This is a genomic window from Megasphaera sp. UBA4382, from assembly GCF_002391155.1.
GTDB classification, from domain to species: Bacteria; Bacillota; Negativicutes; order Veillonellales; family Megasphaeraceae; genus Megasphaera; species Megasphaera hexanoica.
In genome coordinates this window covers 62,132-88,452 of record NZ_DGRS01000086.1, presented here as the reverse complement: position 1 = coordinate 88,452, position 26,321 = coordinate 62,132, and the positions used below count along the sequence as shown (strand labels likewise).

Sequence of the window (26,321 nt, the reverse complement as noted above, 5' to 3'; positions counted from 1 at the left end):
TACCTTTACGGCATGTCTTTTAAACGCTGTTCCAGCTCCCGGCTGAAACACTTCATGCTGTTTACAAAAGAAGGATATACTTGCAATACCGCGTCCAGAGCCCCGGATTCACACTGGTACATGACTTTTAAGGCTTCATTGGCGTAAGCGATGCCTTTATCTGTAAGCCAGATTTTCTTTTCACGTCGTTTGCCGGGAATCGCTGCCTGCGTAATCAGCTCGTCCCGTTCTAAATCTTTTATGATGGAATTGACCGTAGTCCGGGGTAGTAACCAGTTTTCGCTGATTTCTTTCTGGGAATGGCCCTGTCCATCATTCAGTGCATAAAGCAGGATGAGCTTGTTTTCCCCAATGGAACTGTTGCGGGCAAACTGATAGTAGACATTGTCAATCCGGTTGAATGCCAGGATAAGCTGGCGCATTTCTGTTGTGTGATGGGGCATAATAAATCCTTTCTAAAAAATAAAATCCGAAACCGTATTATTATCATAGTAATACGATTTCGGATTTTTGTCAAACTGGGCGTTGTATCATCACCCTGCCAGAATTCTAATATTCCGTATCATCCATCAGGCTGTCCCGGCCAAAGCGGGTACGCAGGTCCTGACGTTCCAGATGCCACTGATCAGAAGCGAGGCTCCACGACGGGTCGTAGCTGGGCGACTGCATATTGAGGATGCCGCAGATAAATTCATATTCCAGATCATTAGTAAAATACGCATTCTGGTGCTCTTTGACGGTGCGGGTGATTTGCGGATTCCGCGCCGTATAAGCGTCTGATAAGTAGACGAACATAGGGATGCGGAGGACTTTAAAGCTGGAGCCGTCCGGGGCACGGGCTACGTCCGGATCGGAACCGTGGTCGGAGAAGTAAATCATGGCATCGAGGTTCAGATTCTGACGGCCATAATCATAAATCTGCTGGAGAATCCAGTCCGTATAGAGAACGGTGTTGTCAAAATCGGCTTCTTCATTGATCTTACCATCGTTGAAGTGCTGGAATTCTGCCGGGTACCGGTTGCGGTATTCGATATGGCTGCCCATAATGTGGAGGACAATGAAATTCTTTTCATCGGGATTTACCTGATTGAGGAATTTCAGCAGGGCTTCGTCATGGGTCGATTCTTTGAGATCCCGGTCTACCCATTCGGATACGTCGGCTGTATTGGCAACCAAGGTGATGGGCGTATCGGCGACGCCGACAGATCCCTGATTGCTGAACCAGTACGTTTTATACCCGGCTTTTTTTGCCATGTCAATGATAGAAATAGACTGGTTAAATTCCTTATTATTATAGAAATTAGATTCTGTCAGGGCATGTTCCAGAACGGGGACGGTATACCAGACACAGGCGTAAGCGTTGTTAAACAAGGTAAAACGGGGATTGCTTTTTTCTGACGTCAGCCAGGGCGTGTTGGGAACATGATCCGGATTATAGGCATTCATGAGTGTCCGCGTTTCCGATTCACCGATGACGACGATGATTGTATCGGGATACTGCGCCGGACTCAGTTGGACTGCCTGGAGATTGGCAAATTTGCTGGAGTGGTTCTCGGCATAGAGTGCGGACCGTTCCATATAATCATGAGTATCCAGGAAGGTACGGATGGGGAAGCATTCCGGAAAAATTTCTTCTCCCAGGGCGCCGATGGAAGGCAGCACAATGACCAGTGAGAGCAGTGGCAATACTTTGCGGTATAACGTCGTGCGAGGTAATGGCTGCTGCAGATACTGGCAGATGACAAAAAAGGCAATCAGGGCTGCTACAAAGAAAAGAGCGAGCAGCATATTACCCAAACCGAGGGAACCGAAATATTCCTTTACTTCCGCAGGGCCGGTCTGAAAAATCAGAAGGGCGCCCGATGTGGTGATGGAGGAATGATAAAGATAATAATATCCCCATTGCAGGACGATGACCGAAATGGCCAAAAGCTGGATCAGTGTCATGAGAACCATCTGCACTTTTGGTGGGGCATATTGGCGCAATGCCATAGAAAGGCAAAACAAAATAGCAAAAAAATACAGCCCCACATAAATGTCATAAATATTGTTTAAATAGACGGTATTACTATTTAATAATGTATTATAACTCAGTACGGGACCTGTTATAATCCAGGAAATGCCAATGATGGCATTGGGGAGGATGGCTGAAAGAGTCAGGTGTTTCCAGTATAAAGCCAACGATAACGTAACGGCGGCAACGGCCGGTATGAGGCCGAAGGTCATATCTTCGATGTTATCTTCACCCAGGCCTAGTGACACGAGAAGCTCCCATTGGAAGCATAATGCATATATGACGGCAAAGATACAAATAAGGTAGAAAATCTGGCGTCCGGTATTGCCCCTGGCCATTGAAGAATCCTGATTTTTCCTGCATGAAGGTGCAGGACGTTTTTTGTGAAAACCTAACATAGGATGACGCTGCCTTTCTGACGTAATATCTATTTGTAAAAAGTCCGGGTGCTTCATGTAAGAATCCTGTAAATAGCGGACCGTCCTTATTATACATCATTATAAGTTCTTTACCTAGAGGAAAAATGGTTCTTTTCACCAAAAAAATGAAAAAAACTAAAAAAAGTACTTGCCAAAGTGCGCGATACATGATACAATTCTTTTTGTTCGAGGCACTCAGGCCTCGGAACTGGAAGTGGAAACGGCCTCGTGGTGTAGCGGTTTAACATGTCGCCCTGTCACGGCGAAGATCGTCGGTTCAAATCCGATCGAGGTCGCCATATTCGCTCAGGTAGCTCAGTCGGTAGAGCAGGGGACTGAAAATCCCCGTGTCGGCGGTTCAATTCCGTCCCTGAGCACCACAAACAATTTCATATGCGGTCGTGGCGGAATGGCAGACGCGCTACTTTGAGGGGGTAGTGAACGTAAGTTCATATGGGTTCAAGTCCCATCGACCGCACCAACAGATAGCGAAGGTTTTCAGTAGATTTACTGGAAACCTTTTTTATTGTGTATGTGGAATAATCTGCTTCTGCCAGGAATTATATTCATTCAGTTTTTTGATTGAGTGCATCGTATTTTTTTATCGCCATTGGGGGGCATTTTTTATTGTCATAAAACGTGATACGTGCTAAGATAAAAATAATTTCAAGGCTTATAAATGAAAAAATATATATAAACACGATTGAATCATTATCGTTTTTAATGCGCATCGTGTTTTCTGGGAAAGAATGTGATTTTTTGAAAACCCTGATTAAAAATGGCCTTCTCATTGATCCGGCTAATGCGGTACAGGCGAAACTGAATCTGGTGCTGGAGGATGATCACGTGCTGGGTGTGACAACGGAGGAACCGGAAGCCGATACGATCATTGATGCGGCAGGTCAGGTCGTATCTCCGGGCTTTATCGACATCCACATGCATGAAGATTTTGTAACGCCCCAGGGCACTCTGGAACAGAACGAAAACAACGCCATTTTCGGCTGTATGCTGCGCATGGGTGTGACAACGGTCCTGGGCGGTGAATGTGGTGTTAACCGCTATAATCCTATACAGTATCTGGATATCGTGGACCGCGATGGAGCTCCCGTTAATGTGGCTCTCCTGGTCGGGCACAGCTGGCTCCGGGAAGCTGTCGGTCATACGGATAAGTACAGTCATGTGACAGATGATGAACTGCAGGCCATGGTGCCGCTTTGTCGGCAGGCACTGGATGCTGGCTGCTTTGGTATTTCCTATGGGATGCGCTATGTGCCAGGAATCGACCGCCGGGAATTTGTGACGACGGCCCGGACCTGCGTGTCAGACCGGCGACTTATCGCAGCCCATGTCCGGGATGATGCGGCAGGCATATTTGCAGCGGGCCGGGAATTTCTTGATGTGGCCTGCGAACTGGGACTGCCGGCGGAAGTGTCCCACATCGGATCCATGGCGGCATTCGGTCAGATGGAAGAGTTTTTGCAGATGATCGATGCCTATCGCCTGAACGGTCTCGACGTGACCTGTGACTGCTATCCCTATTATGCCTTTTCTACGGCAATCGGTTCGACGACGTATGATGATGGGTGGCTTCAGAGATACCATTGCGATTATGATGTGGTGCAGATTTGTGAAGGAACTTATCAGGGACGGCGCTGTACGAAGGCGATGTTTGAAGAAGTGCGCCGGACCCATCCGGAATATCTCACCGTCTGTTATGTCATGAAAGAGCAGGAAGTTGATATGGCACTTTGCAATCCCGGTGTCATGATTGGCAGCGATGGTATCCTGAATCATGGGCAGGGCCATCCCCGTGCAGCCGGAGCATTTCCCCGCGTATTCAGCCAGTTTGTCCGCACAGGAAAACTCTCCTTGTACGAAGCCGTCCGCAAAATGACGGCTATGCCGGCGGCGCGCATGGGTATTTCCCACAAGGGAAATCTGGCAGCCGGATCTGATGCCGATGTTGTCATTTTTGATCCTCACGTCATTGCCGACGGAGCGACCTTTGAGAATCCGGTTCTGCCGGGCAGGGGGATTTCACATGTCCTGCTCGGCGGCCAGGTGGCAGCCCAGGATTGTCAGGTGACCCAGTGGCATCTGGGACGTTCTGTCCGTAAATAATTTAAGGGGGAAATATAGTATGGAATATGGTTTTCTATCAGTTATACCACCGCTAGTGACAATTGTACTGGCTCTGGCTATACGAAATGTGTTTATCGCTCTCCTGGTCGGGATTTTCATGGCAAGCATGACGCTCAGTCCGGATATTTTTACGGGGATTAATGCAACCTTTTATAATGTCGTAAAGACCTTTGCCAGCAATGGCAATACGATTGTTATCATGTCCCTGCTCCTGATTGGGGCGATGCTCTATCTCATTGAACGGTCCGGCGGTATCGAAGGTTTCGTCGATATTATGGTCCGCAAAAAGAGCATCATCCGTTCCAAAAAAGCGGCAGCCTTTTTTACCTGGCTTCTGGGGATTGTCATCTTCACGTCCGGCTCGCTGAGCTGTATGGTCACAGGGTCTATTGCCCGACCCCTCAATGACAGCATGAAAGTGTCTCATGAAAAAGCGGCATTTCTCATTCATACCACATCGACACCTTGGTGCGTATTGCTGCCACTCAGTGGCTGGCTTGGAGCGATGACAGGCTATCTGACATCGGGCGGCGTTCCTGCCGATCAGGCCATTACTGTTCTGTTTCAGTCCATTCCTTTGAATTTTTATTGTATTATAGCTGTCGTTTTTGCCCTGATTTCCTGCCTGGCTCCTGTCGATTTCGGACCGATGAAAAAAGCGGAAGAACGGGCGTCTCAGACGGGCTCTCTTGATGATCCGTCCCATGTAGCTGCCAATGCTTCCCAGGATGCGACTAAATTGGCGCCTAAAGCAAAACCGCATCTGGCCAACATGATTGTGCCCATTGTCGTCATGATTGTGACCATTATCGGTGTCCTCTACGTAACCGGTTCGGGCAACCTCACCAAAGGCGCTGGCATGCAGGCATTGCTCTGGGGATCGGTCTTATCCGTACTTTCTATTTCCGTCATGTGCCTTGTGGAAAAAGTATTTACTCTGGAAGAATTGACCAGTGAAATACTGAAAGGCATGTGCACCATGTTTGGCATTGCCACCATCCTGTGCCTGGCTTTTACATTGGGCCCTCTGGTAAAACAGCTGGGAACCGGTGCCTACTTGTCGTCTATCTTTATGCAGTTCCTTACACCGTCTCTCCTGCCGCTTCTGACATTCATCATCGCCATGATTTTGTCTTTTGCAACGGGGACATCCATGGGGACAATGGCTATCATGGCCGTTATTGCCCTCCCTATGGCGATTAATATGGGTGTAAGCATTCCTCTTACGGCAGGAGCCATGTTTGGCGGATCCATTTTTGGTGACCATGCCTCGCCTATTTCTGATACGACCATCATGTCCTGCGCTACATCGGGCTGTAACATCATGGACCATATCAAGACACAGATGCCTTATGTATTAGGCTTTGCCTGCGTCTCTATGGTATTATATGTTGTCTGCGGATTCATCATGTAAGAAGAATATATACTAACGGAAAAACGCGTACCAGCCATTGACTGATACGCGTTTTTCGTTAATGTGTGTACAGCGTATGGGATGCATGCATAGGAAGTTAGCTGTGATATAGCATGTCGGCAATAGGACCATAGGTCAGACCTGATATAATAGCAAGCAGGACTAAGGCACCGCCGGCAAAAATTAACAATTTGACAAATACCTTTGTTTGCTGCGTAGAGGTGAAATTGTCTAAGTTTGTTCCTAATGCTGCCAGAATCAAGGCACCGCCTGTTGACATAGGAGAAAGACCGGCGAGTGAACCGCCGCCACCAACAGCCGCCATTAGTGCAACAGGACTGACTCCACCTACCTGGGCGGCAATATCAGGACACATAGGCATCATGGTCGGGTAGACAACGGCCAGTGCCGAACTGACCAGGCTGAGCAAACCAGCAGAGATACCCATGAGAGGTACAGCTGTACTGCTGGTCATAATAGAAGAAATAGCAGAACTCATAAGCTTGATACCGCCTACTTTGTTAACTACTCCGAGTAGGGCACCGACGGCAACAACCATGATAATTGTGCTCCATGGCAGTGCTTTCAGGGCTTCTCCATCTTTAGCTACGCCACATAAAACGAGAATAGCAGAAGCAAAGAATGCAGCCAGACCGATATTTACTTTGAACCCAATCATAAGTAATAACATGAGTGGGATTCCTAGCAAGGATAAAATTTGGTCTCTGGTGAAAGAGGGCAATTTTGTATCTGTCAAATTTTGTTTTGGGGCTTTTAATTTATATCCTTTAAATACAATGAACACAACTATACCGTAAACAAACGTTACTAGTGTCTGGCAAACTAATACCGTTGGCATGACATCACCAAATCCGGCACTGGTTGCGGCATTAGTAATGATGGCTGCTTCAGGGGTGATACTGGTCATTCGGCCTGCCATAAGTCCGAATTCGCCAATCAGGGCAAGCATTAGTGGATCATATCCTACTTGAATTGCTGTGGTGACAGCCAATGCAGGGATAATAGCTAGTGCTGGAATTGCCCCAGGACCGACACCGGCGATAACGAAACCAGCGATGTAAATTGTAATGGGGAGAAGCCAGACACGATTCCCGGTACTGGAGACTATTTTTTTGGCAAGCAAATCCAGAGCACCAGTCTGTTTGATAATGGCGAACAGGAGTGTAATCCCAACTAGTGTGCAGAACATGCCACTACTGATACCGCTAATTAAATTTTTATCCGTTAGTCCAAAGATTCGTACACAAATTACGCCCATTGCTAAGGCTACGATACCAATGTTGACATGACGGACAAATGCTAATATAATCGCCACGAGAAATAGGATAATTGCTAATAAATCCATACTCATGATGAACAACTCCTTTCTGTTCTGCCCAGATTATATGTATCCGGGCAGAACCTAGGGGATAATGTAAAATTATTTAGAGCAAGGTTCACCAATATGAATCTGGTGGCTGCTGAAATTTCCGTCTATGATCGTCGTTTCGTATTTTGCGGCAGCAAGCATCTTATCAAAATCAATACCCGTTTCCATATCCATAGCATTGAACATGTAAATTAAGTCTTCTGAGGCGACATTACCGGAAGCACCTGGTGCAAAGGGGCAACCTCCCAGACCACCCAAGGCGGCCTGGACATTGGGAATTCCAGCTTCAATCGCTGCTAGCGTGCAAGCTACGCCCATATTACGGGTATCGTGGATGTGCACTTCAAAATATTCGTTTGGGAATACTTTTTTTACAATTGCTATAGTATCGCGGACCATTTTAGGATCAGCCTGACCAATTGTATCGGCTAAGCAGTATTTGTGAATACCCAGCTGTACGCCTCGGCGGATGATGCGCAATACATTTTCTACGGGGGTTATGCCCTCAAAGGGACAGGTAAAAGTTGTAGCCATAGAGAGAATAATATCTATATCGGGTAATTCTTCACGAATTTTTGCCAGCCCTTGTAGGGATTCTTCTACGGTCCGGTTGATATTTGCCTTGTTGTGAGATTCGCTGACGGAAATAACCGTATCGATTTTTTTTAAACCACAGGCTGCAGCTGCTTTAGCACCATAGAGATTAGGGACGAGAGCGAAGAAATCGATGCCTTCATCACCGTGTTTTTCTAACGTTTTCGTGACGACTTCTTTGATGTCCTTCATCTGGGGGATGGCTTTGGGATGGACGAAGGATCCGATTTCCATGGATTTGACACCAGCGTCGATGAGCATATCGATTATTTTCAACTTTTCTTCTGTAGGAATAAATTCTTTTACATTCTGGAAGCCATCGCGGGGACCGACTTCAACAAAATTTATTTTTTGTGTCATGATATATACACTTCCTCACTGGACATTACAAAATTTTTTTATCTTGTAGCTGCTTAACTTCGTCTTCTGTAAGACCTAGCACCTTGCCATACACTTCTACATTGTCCTGACCAAGTGCGGGAGCTGGAACACTGATATCTACTTTTGTATCCATCAATTTCACCGGGTTGCCATTTACTTTCATATCGCCGATAACCGGATGATGGAGAGGAACGAACATTTCACGGGCTCCAGCAATATGGGGGTCAGTAGTGATTCTAGGCAAATCGTTTATTGGTGCGGCCGGTACACCTGCGGCTAATATTTTTTCGACAGCTTCATCAATAGTATATTGAGAAGACCATTTTTCGATAATGGGTTTGAGTTCTGCATGGTGGTCACAACGTTTGATATTTGTTACAAAACGAGGATCTTCCAGTAGTTCCGGCTGCATCAGGACTTTATTGCACAGCAGAGTGAAGAGCTTATCGTTACCGCAACCGATGACAAAGAGACCGTCTTTGGCTTTGAAGGAGTCATAGGGATAAGCGGATGCATAGCGGTTGCCCATGAGTTCCGGTTGTTTGCCCGATGCGAAGAACCGTTGGATGCCGATTTCCAGACTGGATACGACAGAATCGACGAGAGCGACATCAACACGCTGGCCTTTCCCGGTCAGTTCTCTTGCATGCAGTGCCATGAGAATGCCGATTGTGAGGTTCATTCCACCAAGTACATCACCCATTGCATTGCCGACACGGAGCGGATGGCCGCCCGGCTCACCGGTGATGCTCATGAGGCCGCCTGTAGCCTGGGCAATGATATCGTAGCCAGGACGTTTATGGTTAGGGCCGTAGCAGCCGAAACCGGAAACGGCGGCATAGATGATGCGGGGATTGATTTCTTTCAGTACATCATAGCCGACACCTAGTTTATCCATGACGCCGGGACGGTAATTTTCAACGACGACATCGGCTTTTTTAACCATTTCTTTAAAGATCTTTTTGCCTTCTTCAGGTTTTAAGTTCAGCGTTACACCTTTTTTGCCGCGATTTACATTGGCATAATACATGCTGGCTCCGTTTTTAATCGGCCCCATGCTGCGAGTGTCATCACCTTTTCCGGGCATTTCGATTTTGATTACCTTGGCACCATAATCAGCCAGCATCATTGTGCAATACGGACCAGCGAGAACACGGGTCAAATCAAGTACAACGATATCTTCTAATGCTTTTTTAGTCATAATTAATCACCTTCGGGAATACAGTTTTAATAAATTTGTGTGATAAGTTTGGAAACCCATTTACGTTAATTGTCCGGACATATGTATTTTGGATTTCCTTTTGACGAGCACATTATACAACCGCATTTATGATATTATCAAATGTAATAGATTTATGTAATTGTACAAAAGTGCATCAAAATGTATTATTGTGTATCAATATGTAAATATCATAAAGTTATAATAAATTGAATAAAGCACTGTCTTTAAATAAAGTAATCGTGCAAACGACTGCAAATATGTTGACTAATGGCCATTATTGTACAAAGTGCTCAATACATTTTTGTACAGTTTGTTTAGAAAAGAAAAAAATTTAATGGAAACTTTTAAACTGATGATATGTTGGAATTATTTTAATGAATATGCTGTAATTGCATTAAAGAAATATGTATATAAAAAGAAGGAACCATAACAAAACAAATCAAAATTTCGTCTTGTTATGGTTCCTTCTTCAAGTAAAACGTATAAAATATTGGTTGGAATAGTGGATATCAGACATTCCTACTGTCGGGATGCTTCCTGAAAAATCTGTGTCTTTATGCCTTTGATACTATATTTATAAATCTATCGGATATTATTGACTTTTATGTTTAATTCCTTCATCTTTTTATATAATGTACTGCGGCTGCAATTCAACATTCGGGCGGTTCTGGATATATTAAGATGACTGGCTGTCAATGCTTCGACAATAGATGAGCGAGTCCATTTGCCTAATGTTACATTCTGATTCCGAATCAGTTCGTTTCCTCCATGGGGCAGAGTGGATATGATTTCCTCTACGGTCATATCATTTTTTAACAAGACACTGATCCGTTCTATTATATTCGATAGTTGGCGGATGTTTCCTTTCCACTCATATCCTTGGAAATAGTGAACGATAATATCAATCTTTTTTTTGTATAGAACGTAATCGGCTCCAAAATTGCGATGAAACCAGGTATCACAAAATAGTACATAATCCATGTCCCTTTCATGAAGAGAAGGAATGTGCAAAGTAAGCACACTGAGTGAATACATGAGTTCTTCTAGGAAGTGGCCCTGGCTGGCATCTTTAGTCAGATTATGACTGGTGGAAGCAATGATGCGGACATCAATGGGGATGACCTTGTCGCCGCCAATCCGTCGTACCTCTTTGGCATCAATAATTCGGGCCAATAAGGACTGGACTTCTAGTGGGGAATCTCCTATTTTATCAAGAAACAACGTACCTCCATGAGCCAGTTCAAATGCCCCTTCTTTACTCCCTTTGATACCAAAGGGGGAAAAACCGTTTTCATACCCGAGGAGATCGGCTTGTAACGCTTGTGATGAATAATTAGTACAGTTGATGGTAACAAATGGTTTATTGCGGCGGTTGCTTTCATGGTGAATCGCATGAGCGAACATTTCTTTTCCTGTTCCGATTTCACCAGATATTAAAATATTGGAATTCGTATGGGCATAGCTTTTGGCGATGCGGATGGCACGGCGGATAGCGCGGGATTCTCCAATCATATCGGCAAAACGATAGCGGGAAGCCAACCCTTTGCGATGGAGGCTGCTGCGGATTTTCTGTTCGCTGTTTTTGATAGATTCTATGTCCCGGAAGGTAGCGACGACGCCTTCTATTTCTCCATCGACAATAATAGGAACACGGTTGGTGTTGATGATCACGTTGCCGATTTTCATCAGTTCATCTAATTCTTTATTGCCATTTTGCAGGACTGAAGGTAGTTTTGTCTCTGGGAGAATTTCTTCAATATGACGGCCTTCGTATGGCTTATTTTTTAATGGAAGAATATCATCAGCCTGCTTATTTACTACTTCAACTTTACCTTTTTTATCGATAGCGATAATGCCGTCGTGAGTATAGTTAAAGATTGTTTCATATCGTTTTAAGTGCAATTGCAAGATATGATTGCGTCGTTCTCCTTCCAAAACGGATTGTAGAATTTGCTGAGCCGTATCCAAAGCCGTTTCAATGTCTTCCCGCGTATTTTCCAACGTATAGTAATCCAGTTGCAATTTCTCTGCAAATTTTTTTGTCAGGACGCCGCCAACACCGAAGATATTACCGTCTTTTATGGCCTGCTTAACGGCGGCCTGGGCACCTTCCGTATCCTTGAAATAGTAGTAGTTGGCGTCCACATGAAGAAAATAGCAAAGAGATCGAACGTTATCTTGAATTTTATCGATAGAGAAAAATGCTACTGGACCATTGACCATACGGATTTTTTCAAACGCATTGATATAACTGCCGCTGGTCAGCTTTGTATCTACAACGGGAATATGGCATTTCTGTTTTAATAAAAAGGCCATGCCACTACGACTGATGATAACCTTGATGCCTCTTTTTATTGCATCGATAGCAATACTTTCTGCTTCTTCAAGAATTGCTGTACAAGTTTCAATTCCTATGCCGCGTTCCTCAGCAATAGTTTTCATCTGTTCTGCAAGCATTTCTGACGGGGAGATTAAAAGTATCTGTGTCATAATATTCTCTTTTCCCTGTATTCCGACTTATCACACACCTGTAGTATAGCATGAAACTTCTAAAAATTAAATATAGATTAAATGTAATGAAAAAGTTGACATTAATCAGAGAACCTGGTATAGTATCACTTACAAGAAGTAATTAAAAATATTACATCAAATACATTAGGTCGTGAGAAGCCAGGCTTCTCAGAAGGGAGCACATACTATGAAAATTGCAGTTGTAGCAGCCGATGGCCGCGTTGCCAAAAAAGTTATTGCCGAAGCCTTACAGAGAGGTCATGAAGTAGTTGCCTTTGGTCGTCATGATATCAATGAAACGCCAGCCAAGACGTATATTAAGAAAGATATCCTTGTTTTGACGAAAGAAGACCTGCAGGGCTTCGATGCCGTCATCGATGCCTTTGGGGCCTGGACGCCGGAAGCACTGCCGGGACATTCGACGACGACCGCTCATCTGGCCGATATCCTTTCCGGGACGAATGTCCGGCTGCTCATCGTCGGTGGTGCTGGTTCGCTCTATGTTGACCCAGACCATACGACCCAGCTCGTTAATACGCCGGATTTCCCCGATGCTTTCAAACCGCTGGCCAATGCCATGGGCAAAGCCCTGGCTGAATTACGCCAGAGAAACGATGTGAAATGGACCTATATCAGCCCGGCTGCTGATTTTCAGGCCGATGGTCAGCGGACAGGTAAGTACCTCCTGGCCGGTGAAGAATTCACCCTGAATAGCAAGCAGGAATCGATTATTTCCTATGCTGATTATGCTATTGCCATGGTCGATGAAATCGAAAAGGGCCAGCATATTAAGCAGCGCATCTCCGTCGTTCGTGCCTGAGACATTTTGAATATAACGCAGGAATAGCCATCCTGCTCCTTACCCTCCCCTCTTATAGATTTTCCTGTAAGAGGGGATTTTTCATGATATATTCCTATTTATTGACGTACAGAAATTCGTACGTTATAATCAAATTAAAGGGAGTGATTGAAATGATGGCTGTCAATTATACTCAATTCCGTGACCACATGAAGGCGCATATGGATCGAATCGTGGAAGATTATGAACCGCTCGTTGTAACGCGCAAGGGAAATAAGAATGTCATTGTCCTGTCTGAAGATATGTATAATAATCTGATGGAAAATATTCATGTTCTGGGAAATAAAGAAAACTATCGCTGGCTGATGGAATCAAAACAGCAGTTAGAAACGGGAAAGAGCCGGATGCATGAATTGCTGGAGCCTGATGATGAATAAACTCTTTACGGATAATGCTTGGCAGGACTATTTGTATTGGCAGAAAGAAGACAGGAAAACGCTAAAACGGATCAATCAGTTGATTCAGGATATCAGCCGCAATGGCAATACGGGGATTGGTAAGCCAGAACCACTGGTAGGACCGTTGGCAGGTTTTTGGAGTCGCCGGATCAATGAAAAAGATCGGTTAATTTATAACATAGAAGAGGAAACTATTAATATTCTAGCCTGTCGTTACCATTATAAAAAATAAATCAGACAGGAACTGGCTGTAACATAATACCATTTGCAAACATATGCCATCTTGTTTATTGAGATGTTTGAAGTTTGAAGAAAAACTTTTATTTTATCGTATCCTTTTTACAAACTATCCACTACAAACTGAAAACTAAAAGAGGGCTGTAACAAAATGAGCTCATAAAGCTCATTTTGTTACAGCCCCACTTTTTTTATGGTGATTCGCTGTGACTTACATACCACGCAGGCCGAGCTGTACCGGATCTTCTGTATTCTGTTTGAATTCGATTTCCGGTTTGGCAGCGAGCATTTCAAGAGTATAACCGACACCGGCAACGACACCGGCACGCAGGCCTTCTTCATCAATATCAAACTGGGGGGTATGATGGTTTCCGCCGCAGCCTTTTTCTTTATTGGCAATGCCGGTAAAGGTAAAGACTCCCGGGAAGAGGGACAAAGTCAGACCAAAGGTTTCGGAAGCCATCCAAGGTTCTACATCGTACAGGGCGTCTTCGCCGAGATATTTGGCAACAGCTTTGCGGGCATAATCGCCGCAGACCGGGTTATTGCGGACTTCCAAGAGCGGCTGTTTCATGCGGACCAGTTCATAAGTGCAATCGTAGTTGTCGCATTCGTTTTTGAGAAGTTTGAGGAAGTCATCGTAGAATTTTTTGCCAGCATGTTCATAACTGAAGAAACGGGATGAACCGCCGAAGAAGAGTTCATTCGGAATGACGTTATAGGCAGAGCCGGCCTGGACTGTACCGATAGAAAGAGTCAGGCATTCCAGCGGATTGACATCGCGCATGCGCAGTGCCTGCAGATTGCCATAGAATGCATGGAAACAGTCAATAGGGCTCTGGGACAGGTCTGGACGGGAACCATGACCGCCGTGACCTTTGATTTTAATCTGGAAGGCAAAACCGCCGGCCATGGCTGCTCCTTGTTCTACATTGATTTTACCAGCCGGTACATCCCAGCGGACATGGGTGCCATAGCAGTAATCGATGTTCTGCTTGAGCAGGTACGGCATGAGGTGCTGTGTCGCATCGGAGCCTTCTTCGGCTCGTTCAAACATGAAAATGACGCGTCCGGACCACTGGTCTTTGATTTCCTGCAGGATTTTAGCTTCTGTGAGCAGCATAGAAATATGGCCGTCATGACCGCAGGCGTGCATTACACCAGGATTTTTGGAAACACATACACGTTTCTGATTCAGATTGGTTTCTGTTTCCTGAATAGGAAGACCATCAATATCGGCACGCATCAGAACAGTTTTACCAGGGCCATTGTCAATAAAACCGAAAACGCCACCGTGTTCCACGACTTCGGTGCGGATTCCATATTCTTCCAACTTTTTTTGGATTGTATCGCATGTCGCATCTTCTATGTTGGACAATTCCGGATGTTCATGAAAATAACGACGTAATTTAACTAATTCATCATAGTGAGCATCTGCTAACGCTTTTACATTAATCATTGGAAAAGACAGCCCCTCTCGAAATATTTTCAGACTTTTAGCAAAGATTTTTAAATAAAATATTTGTTTTGCTATAGGCAACTTCATTATATCACGGTATATATCAAAGTAAAGAGAAAACAAATGGATGATTTTTTTATCATTTATTTTAGAAATATTTATCGGAACTCATTCGTGTATAAAAACTTTGAATGTCTTTCCGGATATCAATGAATTGCGATGATAATATAATTATATTTTGATTGATAAATCACCGAAATAAACATCGGATGAAATAGATTTGTATCTAGTATTTGTTTTAAAAATATATAAATATTAATATTAATTAGCATAAATAAACATAATATAATACTGCACTTTACAGAAAATGATTATAACACATAGATTATATGGCGAAAATATGTATTTTGTCTATATGTTGAGAAGAAAAAATGCGACACAATACTTAAATATTTATAATAAAAAGTAGGATATCTTTATTAATATAAGTGAGAAAAATTGAACCTCCTAAAGCAATAAGAAAAACGTATAGATAATATTTTTGCAAAACTATGCAAAATGTATTATACTAAATTAAGATAATTATAGGAGGGTGGGGAAAGATATATGGAATACTATGCTCGACTGCGAATATTGCGGCGGGAACGAAAATTATCTCAACGAGAAGTTGCTAAACTTTTAAATTGCACACAGGAAGCATACGGTATGTATGAATTAGGAAAACGAAAAATTTCTGTGGAGAAGTTGATTATATTAGCACGTTTTTATAACGTGTCCCTGGATTACATTACAGGCCTGAAGGATGAATAGAAAGAACCCTGCCAGCAATAGGGGAAGTGCTGACAGGGTTCTTTTTATTCCTTTTTTTCTTTTAATTTATTCCAGATTGTGGCACGACTAATCCCTAATTTGGTAGCTAAACTCTGTTTGTTTCCGTTTTCTTTTTGCAGAAGCAGTCTGATTATTTCTTCCTCCATTTTCTCTAATGTATTAATCTTCACAACGATATGACTTTGATCTTCGGAAAAATTGCCTTTAGGAATTACAGTCGTATCAGGCTTTGAGTTATCCAGGCTAAAGTGATTTCCTGTATATTCTTCTAGTGTATTTTTGATAAATGTTTCGTCGATGGTGTCAGAATCGGCTGTGATTACAATTTTCTCAATAAAGGTCTCTAATTCTCTGATGTTTCCAGGCCAGGGATATTTTTTTAATATAGATAATACTAAGGGCGAAAACATCAGTATATTCCGGCTGTATTGGACATTATATTTCTGTAAAAAGAAACAGATTAAGCCTTTGATATCTTCAGGACGGTCGTGTAAGGCTGGTATTTTTAATGTCAGGACATTTAATCTGAAGTATAAATCTGGACGGAATTTATTTTGCATCATGAGATCGTACAGGTCTTTATTAGTAGCGGCGATGACACGGACGTTTACTTTAATCACTTTGGTTCCACCGATTCTCATGATTTCTTTTTCCTGAAGGACTCTCAATAAACGATTTTGGATAGATAAAGGGAGTTCTCCGATTTCATCAAGAAAAATAGTTCCGTTATGGGCCAATTCAAATAATCCGATTTTTCCTCCTTTTCGTGCACCGGTAAAGGCGCCTTCTTCATATCCGAACAGTTCGCTTTCTAACAAATCTTCTGGAAGGGCTGCGCAATTGATAGCGACGAATGGGCCGTTTTTTACCTGACTTTCCGTATGGATGCTTTGTGCAAATAATTCCTTGCCAGTTCCTGTATCTCCTTGAATCAAAATAGTTGCCGTTGTCTTACTAAAACGCTTGGCGTTCTTTATGACAATCTCCATTATATGACTGGAGTGGATAATATCTGAAAATGTATGGTGGGCAACTAAGCCTCTGGCAGCTAATTGCATACGCGTACTATATTCTATTTTTTGATAGTAAGATACTCTTTGTACCATGATGATGGTTTCTTCGAGGTCTTTGTTAATATTTATGGGAATACGGCTATAAATAAGATTTTGCGGAGTGGCTTTTAGTACCTTATCGTGGATGAAGGACCGGTCCCCTAATAGTTCTTTTAGAAGTGGAGGTATATTTTTATCATGGATTGTTTTTGGTGATTTTTCTAAATTAAAAATTTTTTTTGCAGCCGTATTAAAACAGGTGATATCGCCTGTTTTTGAAACAGATATGACACCTTCTAAAGAATAATTGATGATGCTTGTCAAGCGATTATTTTGAAATTTGTCCTTATTAATGGCCTCTATTATATTTTTAGCTGAACTGAGTGTCTGTCTTATGGCGGTATAACTCGGCTTAATCAACACGTAATCCATATCTTTTTGGTGCGCCAGTTCCTGTACACAGCCACCATGTCCAACTATAGTCGTATCATGCCAGTCCATTACACGTGAAATTTGTGATTCGAATTCTTGTTTTGAAGAATAAGGCAGAAGTTGATACTTTACATTTAATAATTGGGTTAAATCCTCTAATTCATTTATTTTGCTGGTTTGATAGCTGACTAAGGTTAATGGTTTGTTAAAACGGATTGCCTGTCCTAGTGCCCTTAGAATATCACCTGATGTCGTTTCAATCGAAAGAACTGGCACAGTTGTAACCATTTTTTTTATCGTTTCGGCAGTTCCGCTGATGCTTATGATAACGTCGTATAAATCGGCTTTTGCGGCAGCATAGATATGACCATTATTTAAAATGCCGCCTTCATATACATCAATGGGAATGCCTAATTCTCTAGCAATCTTTTTTGCTTGCATTGTCAATTCTGCGTAAGTTGAAATTAGTAATATTTGTGCCCGTTTCATAAATTGTTCATCCTCACATAAATGCGTAAAAAAAATAGACAGAGTATAAATTTTAAACAAAAATAAGCTAATTAATAGAATGTATTTGTTGATTTTTTTGAAAAAAATACCAATGAATAATTGTAATATACCGCATAACCGTGCGGAATGCAATAGGAGAATAATTGATAATCAGGAATTCAATTATTTTGGCATAAATATTTCACATAGAATGATGAATGATTGATTACAGTACGAAAAGCTTGAAAGGAGAGTAATTATGACACGGACAGCTCAATTAATTCAGGGCAATGAAGCATTAGCGCAAGGAGCTTTTTACGCTGGCGCACGCTTTTTTGCCGGATATCCTATTACTCCTTCATCGGAGATTGCCGCTATTTGCTCACGAGAACTACCAAAACTTGGCGGTACGTACATGCAGATGGAAGATGAATTGGCTAGTATGGCTGCTATCATAGGCGCTTCGGCAGCCGGGGTGAAATCTTTTACCGCTACTAGTGGACCAGGGTTTTCATTAATGCAGGAAAATCTGGGAGTAGGCATCGTAGGTGAGATTCCCCTTGTTGTTGTGGATGTACAACGCGTAGGCCCTAGTACCGGTTTGGCAACGAAACCGGCACAGGCTGATTTTATGCAGATCCGGTGGGGGCGTCATGGAGATCAGTTAATCATCTGTCTGGCACCTGCAACTGTGCGGGAATGCTATGAACTGGCTGTCAAATCCTTTAACTTGGCAGAAAAATTCCGAGTTCCCGTTATTCTGGCTCCTGATGAAATCGTGGGACATATGCGTGAAAGTGTACTTCTTCCTGAACCAGGTGAAATGGAAATCGTAAATAGAAAAACACCGGATTGTGCACCGGAACAGTTCATGCAATATGATTTTACTCCGGGTGCCGTTCCGGAAATGGCGGCGTTTGGCAGTGAATATACTGTACGGATTAACAGCACGATGCACGGTGAAAATGGTTTTGCCAATAATTCTCCAGAAAACTGTGAACATCGTGTAGCACAACTTCATTCGAAATTGTTAATGCATAGAGAAGAAATTATCTTTACTAAGAAATTTGATGTAGATGATTGTGACGTGCTTGTTATTGCTACTGGATCTCCTGTACGTGCGGCGAGAGTAGCGGCTCAGGAAGCACGTAAAAAAGGAATAAAGGCTGGCGTATTACAATTGCAGACGGTATGGCCCTTTGCAAATCAGGAAATTGCTCAATATGCAGGTCAGGTAAAAAAAGTAATCGTTCCGGAATTAAACTATTCTGGGCAGATTGCTGGAGAGGTACGTAAGATATTTGATCTGAGTATTCCGGTTATTGGTGTAAATGTTTGTGGTGGTGTAGGCATTACGCCGCAACAGATTATGCAGGCAATAGAGTAGGAGGCATGGTTATGGCATATGCAACGGGAAAGCAGTTTTTAAATAAAGCTAAAATGCCACTCATGTGGTGTGCAGGATGTGGTAATGGCATTACATTGAGTTCTATGTTACGGGCTATTGAAGAATTGGGATATGAAAAGAAAGATTTCGTTCTTGTTACGGGTATTGGATGTTGGGGAAAAGCCGGCGAATTTACGACGGGAAATCTGTTGCATACTACGCATGGGAGAGCGCTTCCTTTTGCAGAAGGAATTGCAGCTGCGAATCCGGATTTGCACGTTATTGTCATCATGGGAGATGGTGATGGCGCAACTATCGGAGGTAATCATTTGATTCATGCAGCAAGGAGGAATATTGATTTGACGGCGATTGTTGTCAATAACTGCAATTATGGAATGACGGGTGGACAAATGTCGGCATTGACGCCAGCTCATGCTATAACTCAGACGTCTGTTGCAGGTAATCCGGAACGGGCATTTGATTTATGTAAACTCGTTGAAGTAGCCGGGGCTAATTATGTTGCCAGAGAAACAGCTTATCAGGGATTGGCATTGAAAACCCGCATTAAAGAAGGTCTACAGAAAAAAGGGTTTTCCATGATTGAAGTAATCAGCCCGTGTACAACTTTGTTCGGACCCAGAAATCAAATGAAGACGCCTGTGAAGATGATGGAAATGCTAAAAGAAAAAGGCGTTTCAGCAAAAAAATATAATGAAATAGATCATGCGGCAGAAAAAGGCTATTACATAACTGGAAAATTAGTTGACCGGGATGAACCGGATTTCATGACACGGTATCAGTCTGTCAGGCAGCATATGGCACAGGGAAAATAGGGGGCGGATACAATGAAAAACACCTATGAATTAATTTTTGCAGGCACCGGTGGACAAGGTTTGGTGACATCGGGAATCATGATAGCTAAGGCGGGGATTATAGACGGAAAAAATGCGTTGCAGACCCAAAGCTATGGGGTAGCGCAGCGTGGCGGATTTAGTTCGGCAGAAGTCATCATAAGTGACAGTGAAATCTTATATCAGAAAGTTCAACATCCTGACATTATTATAGCTTTAAATGATATTGCAATCGATAAATACAAAAACATAAAAACAAATGTTTTATATGATTGTGGCATGATGAAAAACTGTGATGCCTTGGGCTGGCATGGGATTCCCTTCCATGAAATAGCTCAGAAACTTGGTTCACCTAAAATGGCTAATTTAGTGGCAATCGGTGCCATGATTGAAAAAGTGCCCGTTGTCAGTTTTACAAGTTTGGCCGAAGTCATTAAACAAAAATTTAAACCAGCTATTGCAGATATGAATATTGAAGCCGTGAAGGTTGGTATGGAAACGGCTAGAACTATGACGTAGGGGGTGAACTTTATGGATGCAAAAAATAGAAAATTTTTTCCAGAAATAGATTCAACGTTATGCAAGTCTTGTGGTTATTGTGAAATGGTATGCCCGCAGCAGATGTTCTGCCGTTCTGGTAAGGTTAACTCACAAGGTTATGATTATATGAAAGTAAATGAAGATGGAACCTGTATTGGATGTTTGAAATGCATCAATATTTGTCCGGATTTTGTTATTACGATACACGAAAATGGGAGTATGCAGCATGGATGAACATAAAAAAATGGGAAACTGGCCAGATATTTTACGAGTTCTCCTACTTGGAAACGGACTTGTCAATAATTTGGCAGAACCTGAAATACAAATAGGTGATTTATTGAAAAAAGCGGATATATTGCAGAGCTCTTTTGCTGATGCAGAATTATCATCTGAAAAAAAGAAATTGATATGTAATGAGCTGCAACGGCAATATAAATATTTGAATCATTTTCATGATGAACTATCACTACTTTTGACATATGTACAGGAAATCGGATGTGAAAAATAATATATCAGACAGGAAAAAGTTTATTTTGAAAAAAATAATAAAAAAGTGTATTAAGTCCGATACAAGAACTAAAAGATACGGAGACTTATATTTAACATATGATGAAATAAAAGAATTGCAACAACGTTTTAAGCGAGGTGAACGGAATGGGAGAAGACTTAAAAGATAAAGTCATGTCTGCAAAAGAGGCGGTACAAAAATATATCAAGCCAGGTACCCATATAGCCTTTGGGGGATTTACTCTTTTGCGCAGGCCCAACACGATTGCCAGAGAGATTGTCCGGCAGGGGGTGGGTGATCTGTATGTAACCATGAACGGTGGTACCTATGTAGAAGAAATGCTGGCAGGAGCAGGCCTGATTAAATGGCTCGAATCAACGTATATTGGTTTGGAAGGTGGAATGCCTGTAGCGTATGCAATCCGCCAGGCTATCCAGAATGGCGAAATCGAACTGATAGAAGACTACTCCAACTGGAGTTTTGCCTTACGCACAATCGCAGGTAAATACGGCTTGCCGTTTATGCCATGCATGACTGATATGGGCAGCGATCTGATGACATATGATGTCTTCGGGAAAGCCGGATTGCGAGGAAAAAATGCGCAGGGTGAATGGAAACATCCGGGGATTCCACCGCATAAATATTGCGTAATTGATGACCCCTTTGATGGTTGGGGACTCCGGCCGAGAACGTTTAAATCTGGTGATGATTCGTGTCCCAATACCACGAATTTGTATGAGAAATATAAAGAACGGTCAACAGCATATACGGGAAATGAAGGCGTTAAGGTTGCATTAGTTCCGCCTATTCTGCCAGAGGTATGTGTTATTCATGTTCAGCGCGTTGCTTTAGATGGAACAGTTCGGATGGAGGGATTGATTGGTCCGGATATAGATCAAACTTTGTGCGGGCGCACGTTGATAGTGGAATGTGAAAGAATTTGTTCACCTGATGAAATCAGGACAAATCCGGAACATAATCAGATTCCAGGAGCATTTGTTTCTGCCATTGTGGAACAACCATTTGGTGCATATCCAACGTGTGTGCCCAATTATTATGATTATGATTATGAATGGTTTAGAAATTATACTAAAGTAGTTAATCATAAGCCCAAAGAAGTTGTAAAGGAATATTGGCTGAATTATGTAACCGACACAAAAGATGATTGGGAATTCTTAGAAAAAAAAGTTGGATGGGATAAATTATGGTCTCTGCGTACGGATCCACAGTACCATTACAATCCGGAAGTTGATCGTTTTGGAACGGGGGTGAAATGATTGAACGAGTATGAAAAGTATTTAAAAGAAAAAAAATTACTAGTGGATCAAAGTACGTTTATGGAATTACTTGCTGTAGCCACGGCACGGGAACTACCGGATGGGGCATGTGCATTTGTTGGAACGGGACTGCCATTATTGTCTGCATCACTGGCCAAGCGGACAACAGCACCTGATATGATGATTATTCTAGAGGCTGGAACCGTGGACCCGGATATTGAACACCTGCCAGTTTCTGTTGCGGATCCAAGAGCGTCTTATAGGGCAGCTACATTATCGACACTGGCCGATGCATTTGGCACTATTGCCTGCCGGGGATATTGTACGGTTGGGATTTTAGGTGCAGCAGAATGTGATATGTATGGCAACTTAAATTCCACTTCTTTAGGAGGATATTGGCCGGCGGCAGTATCTGATACGGGAAAAGGACCGAAAGCACGGATGACTGGAAGTGGTGGTGCTAATAATATTGCCAGTCTGGCAGATAAAATTATTGTTTCCATGGTGCATGAAAAAAGGCGCTTTCCTGAACATGTTGAATATTTGACGAGTCCGTGTGGAATCCGTGGAGCTGGCAGTGAAAATCGGTTTAACAAAGGAATTTTCCGTGGAGGGGAAGTTTGTGTCATCAGTGATTTGGCAATTTTGCGCTCAGATCCAGAGACAGGAATCTTATACCTGAGTGAAACTTTTCCAGGGGTAACGGCTGAACAAGTAAAAGAAAATACGGGATGGGATTTAGACATATCCAGAGCAAAACCATTTACTCCACCGACGGCAAAAGAATTGGAAATACTCCGCATGAAAGTAGATCCTTCGCGTATGTATCTGGGAAGGAAGAGTAAGAGAAAATAAATATGGCAAAGGAAGATTAATGTTGTAGAGAAAGAGGTGAGCTGAATGGAAGTTTCATTCATGCACTTAGCAGCGATTGCATTGACGATTTTAGCTACTATTGGTGTGGCAGTGTATTCTGCAAGAGGCGTAAATTCTGCAGCTGGTTTTAGTTTATCGGGGAGAAAAGCGACTGCGCCACGTGTAGCTGGTAGTATTGCTGGTGTCATTATTGGTGGAGGAGCGACTGTCGGCACGGCACAGATGGCTTTTCAAGTAGGATTAGCTGGTTGGGCGTATGCGTTAGGTGCTGGACTTGCTTTTTTCGTGATGGGACTGTTTTATGCTAAACCGTTACGGAGAACAGGTCTTGAAACGTTGCCACAATTTTTCACACTTCATTATGGAAAATGGGCAGGGGTCATGGTTGGTGTTGCAACAATCCTTAGTATGCTCATTTCTCAATTGCCTGGGACAATTGCAGCTATTCAGATTTTTATTCAAGTATTAGGCATTACCCCGGAAGTATCTTCTGTGCTTTTCGTTTTTGTTGTCGTTGCTACTGTGTTTTTTAGCGGTCAGAAAGGGAATAGTTTAACTGGTTTGATAAAGATGGCTTTACTATGGGGCTCTCTGCTAATAGGTGGTTTTATTGCTATTAAATATTTAGCATCTATGCCTAGCGATGAATTCCATGCAATGTTTCCATATGACCCTTGGTTTAATTTATTTAGTCGCGGTACGGCAGAAGTTTTGGGAAATATCTTTTCAATGATGGTAGGTATATTATCGGCACAGGCATATATTCAAGCTTTGTTTTCTGCAAGTGATGCAAAGACAGCGGCGCGTGGAGCTTTTACGGCTTCAGCAATTATTATCCCTATAGGCTTGCCTATCGTTGCTATTGGGATGTTTATGCATGCGACACATCCGGAAATTATACCTATTCAGGCACTTCCTACTTTTTTCTTAGGATATTTTCCTGATTGGTTAGGCGGTGTAGCTATTGCGGGAATTTTACTGGCAATTATCAGTTCAACTGCCGGGATGGCACTGGCTATTGGCACTTTATTTGCCAGTGACTTTGTAGGAAATTTAATGCATGTTAAATCTAATTCAAAAATACTGTTGACGAATCGGCTCACGATTCTTATTACGATGGTAGTAGGCACCTATTTCTCATATTTATATTTAAATGCGACTATTTTGGAATTAAATTTCCTTTCCATGATTCTTCGTGGAGCAGGTGTATTTGTACCTTTGTCGCTTGCTGTCTTTAAACCGGGATGGCTAACTCCTAAATGGGCTTTTGCATCTATTTGTTGTGGTACATTACTGCCAATCATTTCTAAAATGGTATTGCATTTAACTATTAATCCTTTGTATCTGGGGTTAGGATCAAGTGCGTTGCTCATTATTATAGGTATTATGGTCAGTGGCAAATCATTCCGACAAAGTTATCTGGCTGCTCAGGCGGCTGCTGATAATCGTAAGGAAGAAAGTAAAGTAGACTAATGCAAATGGATAGGAGGGATATTATGGAACATGCATATGATTTTTCAATAGGAGCCCGGAGATTAAAAAATGTACATCCATCAGCAATTCGTAAGGTTTTAGAAAGAGCAACTATCTTGAAGAATGAAGGAAATCCAGTAATATTTTTAAGTATTGGAGAACCGGACTTCGATACGCCGGAAGATATAAAAAGTGCTACTATTCAGGCATTAACAGACAATTTTACACACTATACTTCCAATCGGGGCTATCCTGGCTTACGTAAAACATTGCAGCATTATATTAAAAATGAAACCGGTGTGGATTATGATCCGGACAGCGAAATTATTTTGACATCAGGTGGTGCAGAAGGGTTAAATAATACCATCTTAAGTTTCGTTGATCCTGATGATGATGTGATTGTGCTTACTCCTTCGTTTGTAAATTACAAATCATTAGTTAATATGTGCGAAGCACATTTTGTTGATGTACCATTGAAAGATTTCCGATTAGATATAGAAGCTATTCAAGCTGCGATTACATCTAAAACTAAGATGTTAATCATTAATAATCCCAATAATCCTAGTGGCGTCGTATTTACACGTGAAGAACTGGCTGCAATCTGTAAATTGGCAAGAGAAAATAATTTCCTTATTTTATCGGATGAAATGTATAGTCAATTAGTATATGGGGATTCAGTATTTTATTCCATTGCTAATTTTCCCGATATGAAAGAAAGAACTATATTAGTCAGTGGATTTTCTAAAACTTTTGCAATGACAGGATGGAGAGTAGGGTATATTGCTGCACCTAAACATCTGGCGGATGTGATTATGCGCACGCATCAATATTCGACTACAAGTGGTACAACATTCATACAAGTGGGATTAAGTAAATCAATGGAAAGTAAAAATACAAAGCAGGCCGTTGATTTGATGGTTAAAACTTTTTCTAAGAGACGTGATTTGATTGTAAAGGAACTATCTAAAATTCCTGAATTGACTTATTCTAAACCGGATGGAGCATTTTACCTATTGGTTAATGTTTCTAAATTGGGGCTGTCAGGTGATGAATTTGCTAAAGTATTGTTGGAAGAGAAGTATGTAGCGACAGTTCCAGCCAAAGCATTCGGTGATGCTTATGTGGATTACATCAGAATATCGTATGCTACTTCGGAAGATAATATTATCGAAGGTGTACACAGGATTTCTGAACTTGTTCAGGAAATAAAGAGATAACCCTAAAACTTTCTTTCTATACTTGAATTTGGCGACACGTACAAAGAAATTTATCGTGTCGCCAATATTCTTTATGCAATATATGAGAATTGGAAAAATGTTGAAAAGGAAATTGCGTTGATTAGGAGAATAAATTATATATAGGCAATATAAAAACAGATATTCTGTGAGGAGGTGGCAATATGGCTAAACGTACAATTTTTGTCAACACATTTACAAACGGTATTTTAGGACCAAATGTTCCTATGACAGGCCCGGTAGCGGATGGAGGATATATTGTTGCTAACACAGCACCGGGCTGTTGGGGACCAATGTTAACCCCTGCTATCCGTGGGGTCACGAAGTGAC

At 42.3% G+C, this 26,321-nt stretch carries 24 protein-coding genes and 3 tRNA genes; 19 read left to right on the top strand and 8 right to left on the bottom strand.

The annotated features are described in order from the left end of the window. Positions 1-5: 5 nt before the first annotated feature. Positions 6-443 carry a MarR family winged helix-turn-helix transcriptional regulator gene (locus B4H10_RS11365; protein ID WP_059076597.1) on the bottom strand — a complete coding sequence of 146 codons (438 nt, stop codon included), beginning with the start codon at positions 441-443 and terminating at the stop codon, positions 6-8. Positions 444-549: 106 nt separating this feature from the next. After that, entirely contained in the window at positions 550-2,352 is a 1,803-nt protein-coding gene (locus B4H10_RS11360; RefSeq protein WP_075581569.1) for a sulfatase-like hydrolase/transferase, read from the bottom strand. 303 nt (positions 2,353-2,655) lie between these two features. On the opposite strand from B4H10_RS11360, the gene B4H10_RS11355 reads away from it, so the two are divergent. The 5 genes from B4H10_RS11355 (at position 2,656) to B4H10_RS11335 (ending at position 5,989) form a co-directional block, all read left to right on the top strand. Further along, positions 2,656-2,732: transfer RNA gene (locus tag B4H10_RS11355), tRNA-Asp, on the top strand. Between the two features lie 5 nt (positions 2,733-2,737). Further along, positions 2,738-2,813 (top strand) — tRNA-Phe (locus tag B4H10_RS11350). A gap of 15 nt (positions 2,814-2,828) precedes the next feature. Then, a tRNA-Leu gene (locus B4H10_RS11345) sits at positions 2,829-2,914 on the top strand. 278 nt (positions 2,915-3,192) lie between these two features. Further along, positions 3,193-4,554 carry an amidohydrolase family protein gene (locus tag B4H10_RS11340; protein WP_292018874.1) on the top strand — a complete coding sequence of 454 codons (1,362 nt, stop codon included), beginning with the start codon at positions 3,193-3,195 and terminating at the stop codon, positions 4,552-4,554. Positions 4,555-4,573: 19 nt separating this feature from the next. Beyond that, positions 4,574-5,989, top strand: coding sequence for a Na+/H+ antiporter NhaC family protein (locus B4H10_RS11335; RefSeq protein WP_075581567.1), 1,416 nt, complete (start codon positions 4,574-4,576; stop codon positions 5,987-5,989). Between the two features lie 97 nt (positions 5,990-6,086). Here the strand turns inward: B4H10_RS11335 and B4H10_RS11330 are convergent, their stop codons facing one another. From B4H10_RS11330 to B4H10_RS11315, 4 genes are all read right to left on the bottom strand, one after another. Next, entirely contained in the window at positions 6,087-7,361 is a 1,275-nt protein-coding gene (locus B4H10_RS11330; RefSeq protein WP_113856339.1) for an SLC13 family permease, read from the bottom strand. Between the two features lie 69 nt (positions 7,362-7,430). Further along, complete coding sequence (locus B4H10_RS11325; protein WP_059076601.1) at positions 7,431-8,333, bottom strand: hydroxymethylglutaryl-CoA lyase; 903 nt, start codon at positions 8,331-8,333, stop codon at positions 7,431-7,433. Positions 8,334-8,358: 25 nt separating this feature from the next. Beyond that, positions 8,359-9,555: a CaiB/BaiF CoA transferase family protein gene (locus B4H10_RS11320; RefSeq protein ID WP_059076602.1), complete on the bottom strand. Its 1,197-nt coding sequence runs from the start codon at positions 9,553-9,555 to the stop codon at positions 8,359-8,361. Between the two features lie 603 nt (positions 9,556-10,158). Continuing rightward, positions 10,159-12,066, bottom strand: a complete 1,908-nt coding sequence (locus tag B4H10_RS11315; protein ID WP_113856338.1) for a sigma 54-interacting transcriptional regulator — start codon at positions 12,064-12,066, stop codon at positions 10,159-10,161. A 208-nt stretch (positions 12,067-12,274) separates the two neighbouring features. Here B4H10_RS11315 and B4H10_RS11310 point away from each other — a divergent pair, with 208 nt between their 5' ends. From B4H10_RS11310 to B4H10_RS11300, 3 genes are all read left to right on the top strand, one after another. After that, the gene (locus tag B4H10_RS11310; protein ID WP_292018873.1) at positions 12,275-12,907 is read left to right on the top strand and encodes an NAD(P)-dependent oxidoreductase; all 633 of its coding nucleotides are present in this window, start codon (positions 12,275-12,277) and stop codon (positions 12,905-12,907) included. Positions 12,908-12,990: 83 nt separating this feature from the next. Further along, positions 12,991-13,323, top strand: a complete 333-nt coding sequence (locus B4H10_RS11305) for a type II toxin-antitoxin system Phd/YefM family antitoxin (RefSeq protein ID WP_349678354.1) — start codon at positions 12,991-12,993, stop codon at positions 13,321-13,323. Then, positions 13,316-13,576 carry a Txe/YoeB family addiction module toxin gene (locus B4H10_RS11300; protein ID WP_170088017.1) on the top strand — a complete coding sequence of 87 codons (261 nt, stop codon included), beginning with the start codon at positions 13,316-13,318 and terminating at the stop codon, positions 13,574-13,576. Before B4H10_RS11305 ends, B4H10_RS11300 begins: the two co-directional genes overlap by 8 nt. A 216-nt stretch (positions 13,577-13,792) precedes the next feature. Here B4H10_RS11300 and B4H10_RS11295 read toward each other — a convergent pair whose 3' ends face one another. Beyond that, positions 13,793-15,040 carry a M20 metallopeptidase family protein gene (locus B4H10_RS11295; RefSeq protein WP_075581562.1) on the bottom strand — a complete coding sequence of 416 codons (1,248 nt, stop codon included), beginning with the start codon at positions 15,038-15,040 and terminating at the stop codon, positions 13,793-13,795. A 606-nt stretch (positions 15,041-15,646) separates the two neighbouring features. Between B4H10_RS11295 and B4H10_RS11290 the strand changes: the two genes are divergently transcribed. Next, positions 15,647-15,850 (top strand): helix-turn-helix domain-containing protein, encoded by a 204-nt coding sequence (locus B4H10_RS11290; protein WP_059075608.1) that lies wholly within the window; start codon positions 15,647-15,649, stop codon positions 15,848-15,850. 44 nt (positions 15,851-15,894) lie between these two features. On the opposite strand, the gene B4H10_RS11285 is transcribed toward B4H10_RS11290, so the two are convergent. Beyond that, positions 15,895-17,844 (bottom strand): sigma 54-interacting transcriptional regulator, encoded by a 1,950-nt coding sequence (locus B4H10_RS11285; RefSeq protein WP_292016946.1) that lies wholly within the window; start codon positions 17,842-17,844, stop codon positions 15,895-15,897. Between the two features lie 259 nt (positions 17,845-18,103). On the opposite strand from B4H10_RS11285, the gene B4H10_RS11280 reads away from it, so the two are divergent. From B4H10_RS11280 to B4H10_RS11235, 10 genes are all read left to right on the top strand, one after another. Beyond that, positions 18,104-19,231 carry a 2-oxoacid:acceptor oxidoreductase subunit alpha gene (locus tag B4H10_RS11280; RefSeq protein ID WP_292016945.1) on the top strand — a complete coding sequence of 376 codons (1,128 nt, stop codon included), beginning with the start codon at positions 18,104-18,106 and terminating at the stop codon, positions 19,229-19,231. Between the two features lie 11 nt (positions 19,232-19,242). Then, the gene (locus B4H10_RS11275; RefSeq protein WP_292016944.1) at positions 19,243-20,064 is read left to right on the top strand and encodes a thiamine pyrophosphate-dependent enzyme; all 822 of its coding nucleotides are present in this window, start codon (positions 19,243-19,245) and stop codon (positions 20,062-20,064) included. A gap of 12 nt (positions 20,065-20,076) precedes the next feature. Continuing rightward, positions 20,077-20,601: a 2-oxoacid:acceptor oxidoreductase family protein gene (locus B4H10_RS11270; RefSeq protein ID WP_292016943.1), complete on the top strand. Its 525-nt coding sequence runs from the start codon at positions 20,077-20,079 to the stop codon at positions 20,599-20,601. A gap of 12 nt (positions 20,602-20,613) precedes the next feature. After that, complete coding sequence (locus B4H10_RS11265; RefSeq protein ID WP_292018872.1) at positions 20,614-20,856, top strand: 4Fe-4S dicluster domain-containing protein; 243 nt, start codon at positions 20,614-20,616, stop codon at positions 20,854-20,856. Then, a complete protein-coding gene (locus tag B4H10_RS11260) occupies positions 20,849-21,130 on the top strand; it encodes a hypothetical protein (RefSeq protein WP_292016941.1) in 282 nt (93 codons plus the stop codon). Before B4H10_RS11265 ends, B4H10_RS11260 begins: the two co-directional genes overlap by 8 nt. Positions 21,131-21,276: 146 nt before the next feature. After that, positions 21,277-22,407 (top strand): CoA transferase subunit A, encoded by a 1,131-nt coding sequence (locus B4H10_RS11255; RefSeq protein ID WP_059075614.1) that lies wholly within the window; start codon positions 21,277-21,279, stop codon positions 22,405-22,407. Next, positions 22,408-23,262 carry a CoA-transferase subunit beta gene (locus B4H10_RS11250; protein WP_292016940.1) on the top strand — a complete coding sequence of 285 codons (855 nt, stop codon included), beginning with the start codon at positions 22,408-22,410 and terminating at the stop codon, positions 23,260-23,262. It begins immediately after the preceding gene. A 45-nt stretch (positions 23,263-23,307) separates the two neighbouring features. Next, positions 23,308-24,756, top strand: a complete 1,449-nt coding sequence (locus tag B4H10_RS11245; protein ID WP_292016939.1) for a sodium:solute symporter family protein — start codon at positions 23,308-23,310, stop codon at positions 24,754-24,756. Between the two features lie 23 nt (positions 24,757-24,779). Continuing rightward, positions 24,780-25,973, top strand: a complete 1,194-nt coding sequence (locus B4H10_RS11240; protein WP_292016938.1) for a pyridoxal phosphate-dependent aminotransferase — start codon at positions 24,780-24,782, stop codon at positions 25,971-25,973. 182 nt (positions 25,974-26,155) lie between these two features. After that, positions 26,156-26,320 (top strand): hypothetical protein, encoded by a 165-nt coding sequence (locus tag B4H10_RS11235; protein WP_292016937.1) that lies wholly within the window; start codon positions 26,156-26,158, stop codon positions 26,318-26,320. The last annotated feature ends 1 nt before the right edge of the window (position 26,321 follow it).

What these genes read in the sequence shown, in the direction of transcription:
- B4H10_RS11365 (WP_059076597.1), bottom strand. Translation starts at nt 443, where the DNA reads ATGCCCCATCACACAACAGAAATGCGCCAGCTTATCCTGGCATTCAAC.
- B4H10_RS11360 (WP_075581569.1), bottom strand. Translation starts at nt 2,352, where the DNA reads ATGGCCAGGGGCAATACCGGACGCCAGATTTTCTACCTTATTTGTATC.
- B4H10_RS11335 (WP_075581567.1), top strand. Translation starts at nt 4,574, where the DNA reads ATGGAATATGGTTTTCTATCAGTTATACCACCGCTAGTGACAATTGTA.
- B4H10_RS11330 (WP_113856339.1), bottom strand. Translation starts at nt 7,361, where the DNA reads ATGAGTATGGATTTATTAGCAATTATCCTATTTCTCGTGGCGATTATA.
- B4H10_RS11325 (WP_059076601.1), bottom strand. Translation starts at nt 8,333, where the DNA reads ATGACACAAAAAATAAATTTTGTTGAAGTCGGTCCCCGCGATGGCTTC.
- B4H10_RS11320 (WP_059076602.1), bottom strand. Translation starts at nt 9,555, where the DNA reads ATGACTAAAAAAGCATTAGAAGATATCGTTGTACTTGATTTGACCCGT.
- B4H10_RS11315 (WP_113856338.1), bottom strand. Translation starts at nt 12,066, where the DNA reads ATGACACAGATACTTTTAATCTCCCCGTCAGAAATGCTTGCAGAACAG.
- B4H10_RS11310 (WP_292018873.1), top strand. Translation starts at nt 12,275, where the DNA reads ATGAAAATTGCAGTTGTAGCAGCCGATGGCCGCGTTGCCAAAAAAGTT.
- B4H10_RS11305 (WP_349678354.1), top strand. Translation starts at nt 12,991, where the DNA reads ATGATATATTCCTATTTATTGACGTACAGAAATTCGTACGTTATAATC.
- B4H10_RS11300 (WP_170088017.1), top strand. Translation starts at nt 13,316, where the DNA reads ATGAATAAACTCTTTACGGATAATGCTTGGCAGGACTATTTGTATTGG.
- B4H10_RS11295 (WP_075581562.1), bottom strand. Translation starts at nt 15,040, where the DNA reads ATGATTAATGTAAAAGCGTTAGCAGATGCTCACTATGATGAATTAGTT.
- B4H10_RS11290 (WP_059075608.1), top strand. Translation starts at nt 15,647, where the DNA reads ATGGAATACTATGCTCGACTGCGAATATTGCGGCGGGAACGAAAATTA.
- B4H10_RS11285 (WP_292016946.1), bottom strand. Translation starts at nt 17,844, where the DNA reads ATGAAACGGGCACAAATATTACTAATTTCAACTTACGCAGAATTGACA.
- B4H10_RS11280 (WP_292016945.1), top strand. Translation starts at nt 18,104, where the DNA reads ATGACACGGACAGCTCAATTAATTCAGGGCAATGAAGCATTAGCGCAA.
- B4H10_RS11275 (WP_292016944.1), top strand. Translation starts at nt 19,243, where the DNA reads ATGGCATATGCAACGGGAAAGCAGTTTTTAAATAAAGCTAAAATGCCA.
- B4H10_RS11270 (WP_292016943.1), top strand. Translation starts at nt 20,077, where the DNA reads ATGAAAAACACCTATGAATTAATTTTTGCAGGCACCGGTGGACAAGGT.
- B4H10_RS11265 (WP_292018872.1), top strand. Translation starts at nt 20,614, where the DNA reads ATGGATGCAAAAAATAGAAAATTTTTTCCAGAAATAGATTCAACGTTA.
- B4H10_RS11260 (WP_292016941.1), top strand. Translation starts at nt 20,849, where the DNA reads ATGGATGAACATAAAAAAATGGGAAACTGGCCAGATATTTTACGAGTT.
- B4H10_RS11255 (WP_059075614.1), top strand. Translation starts at nt 21,277, where the DNA reads ATGGGAGAAGACTTAAAAGATAAAGTCATGTCTGCAAAAGAGGCGGTA.
- B4H10_RS11245 (WP_292016939.1), top strand. Translation starts at nt 23,308, where the DNA reads ATGGAAGTTTCATTCATGCACTTAGCAGCGATTGCATTGACGATTTTA.
- B4H10_RS11240 (WP_292016938.1), top strand. Translation starts at nt 24,780, where the DNA reads ATGGAACATGCATATGATTTTTCAATAGGAGCCCGGAGATTAAAAAAT.
- B4H10_RS11235 (WP_292016937.1), top strand. Translation starts at nt 26,156, where the DNA reads ATGGCTAAACGTACAATTTTTGTCAACACATTTACAAACGGTATTTTA.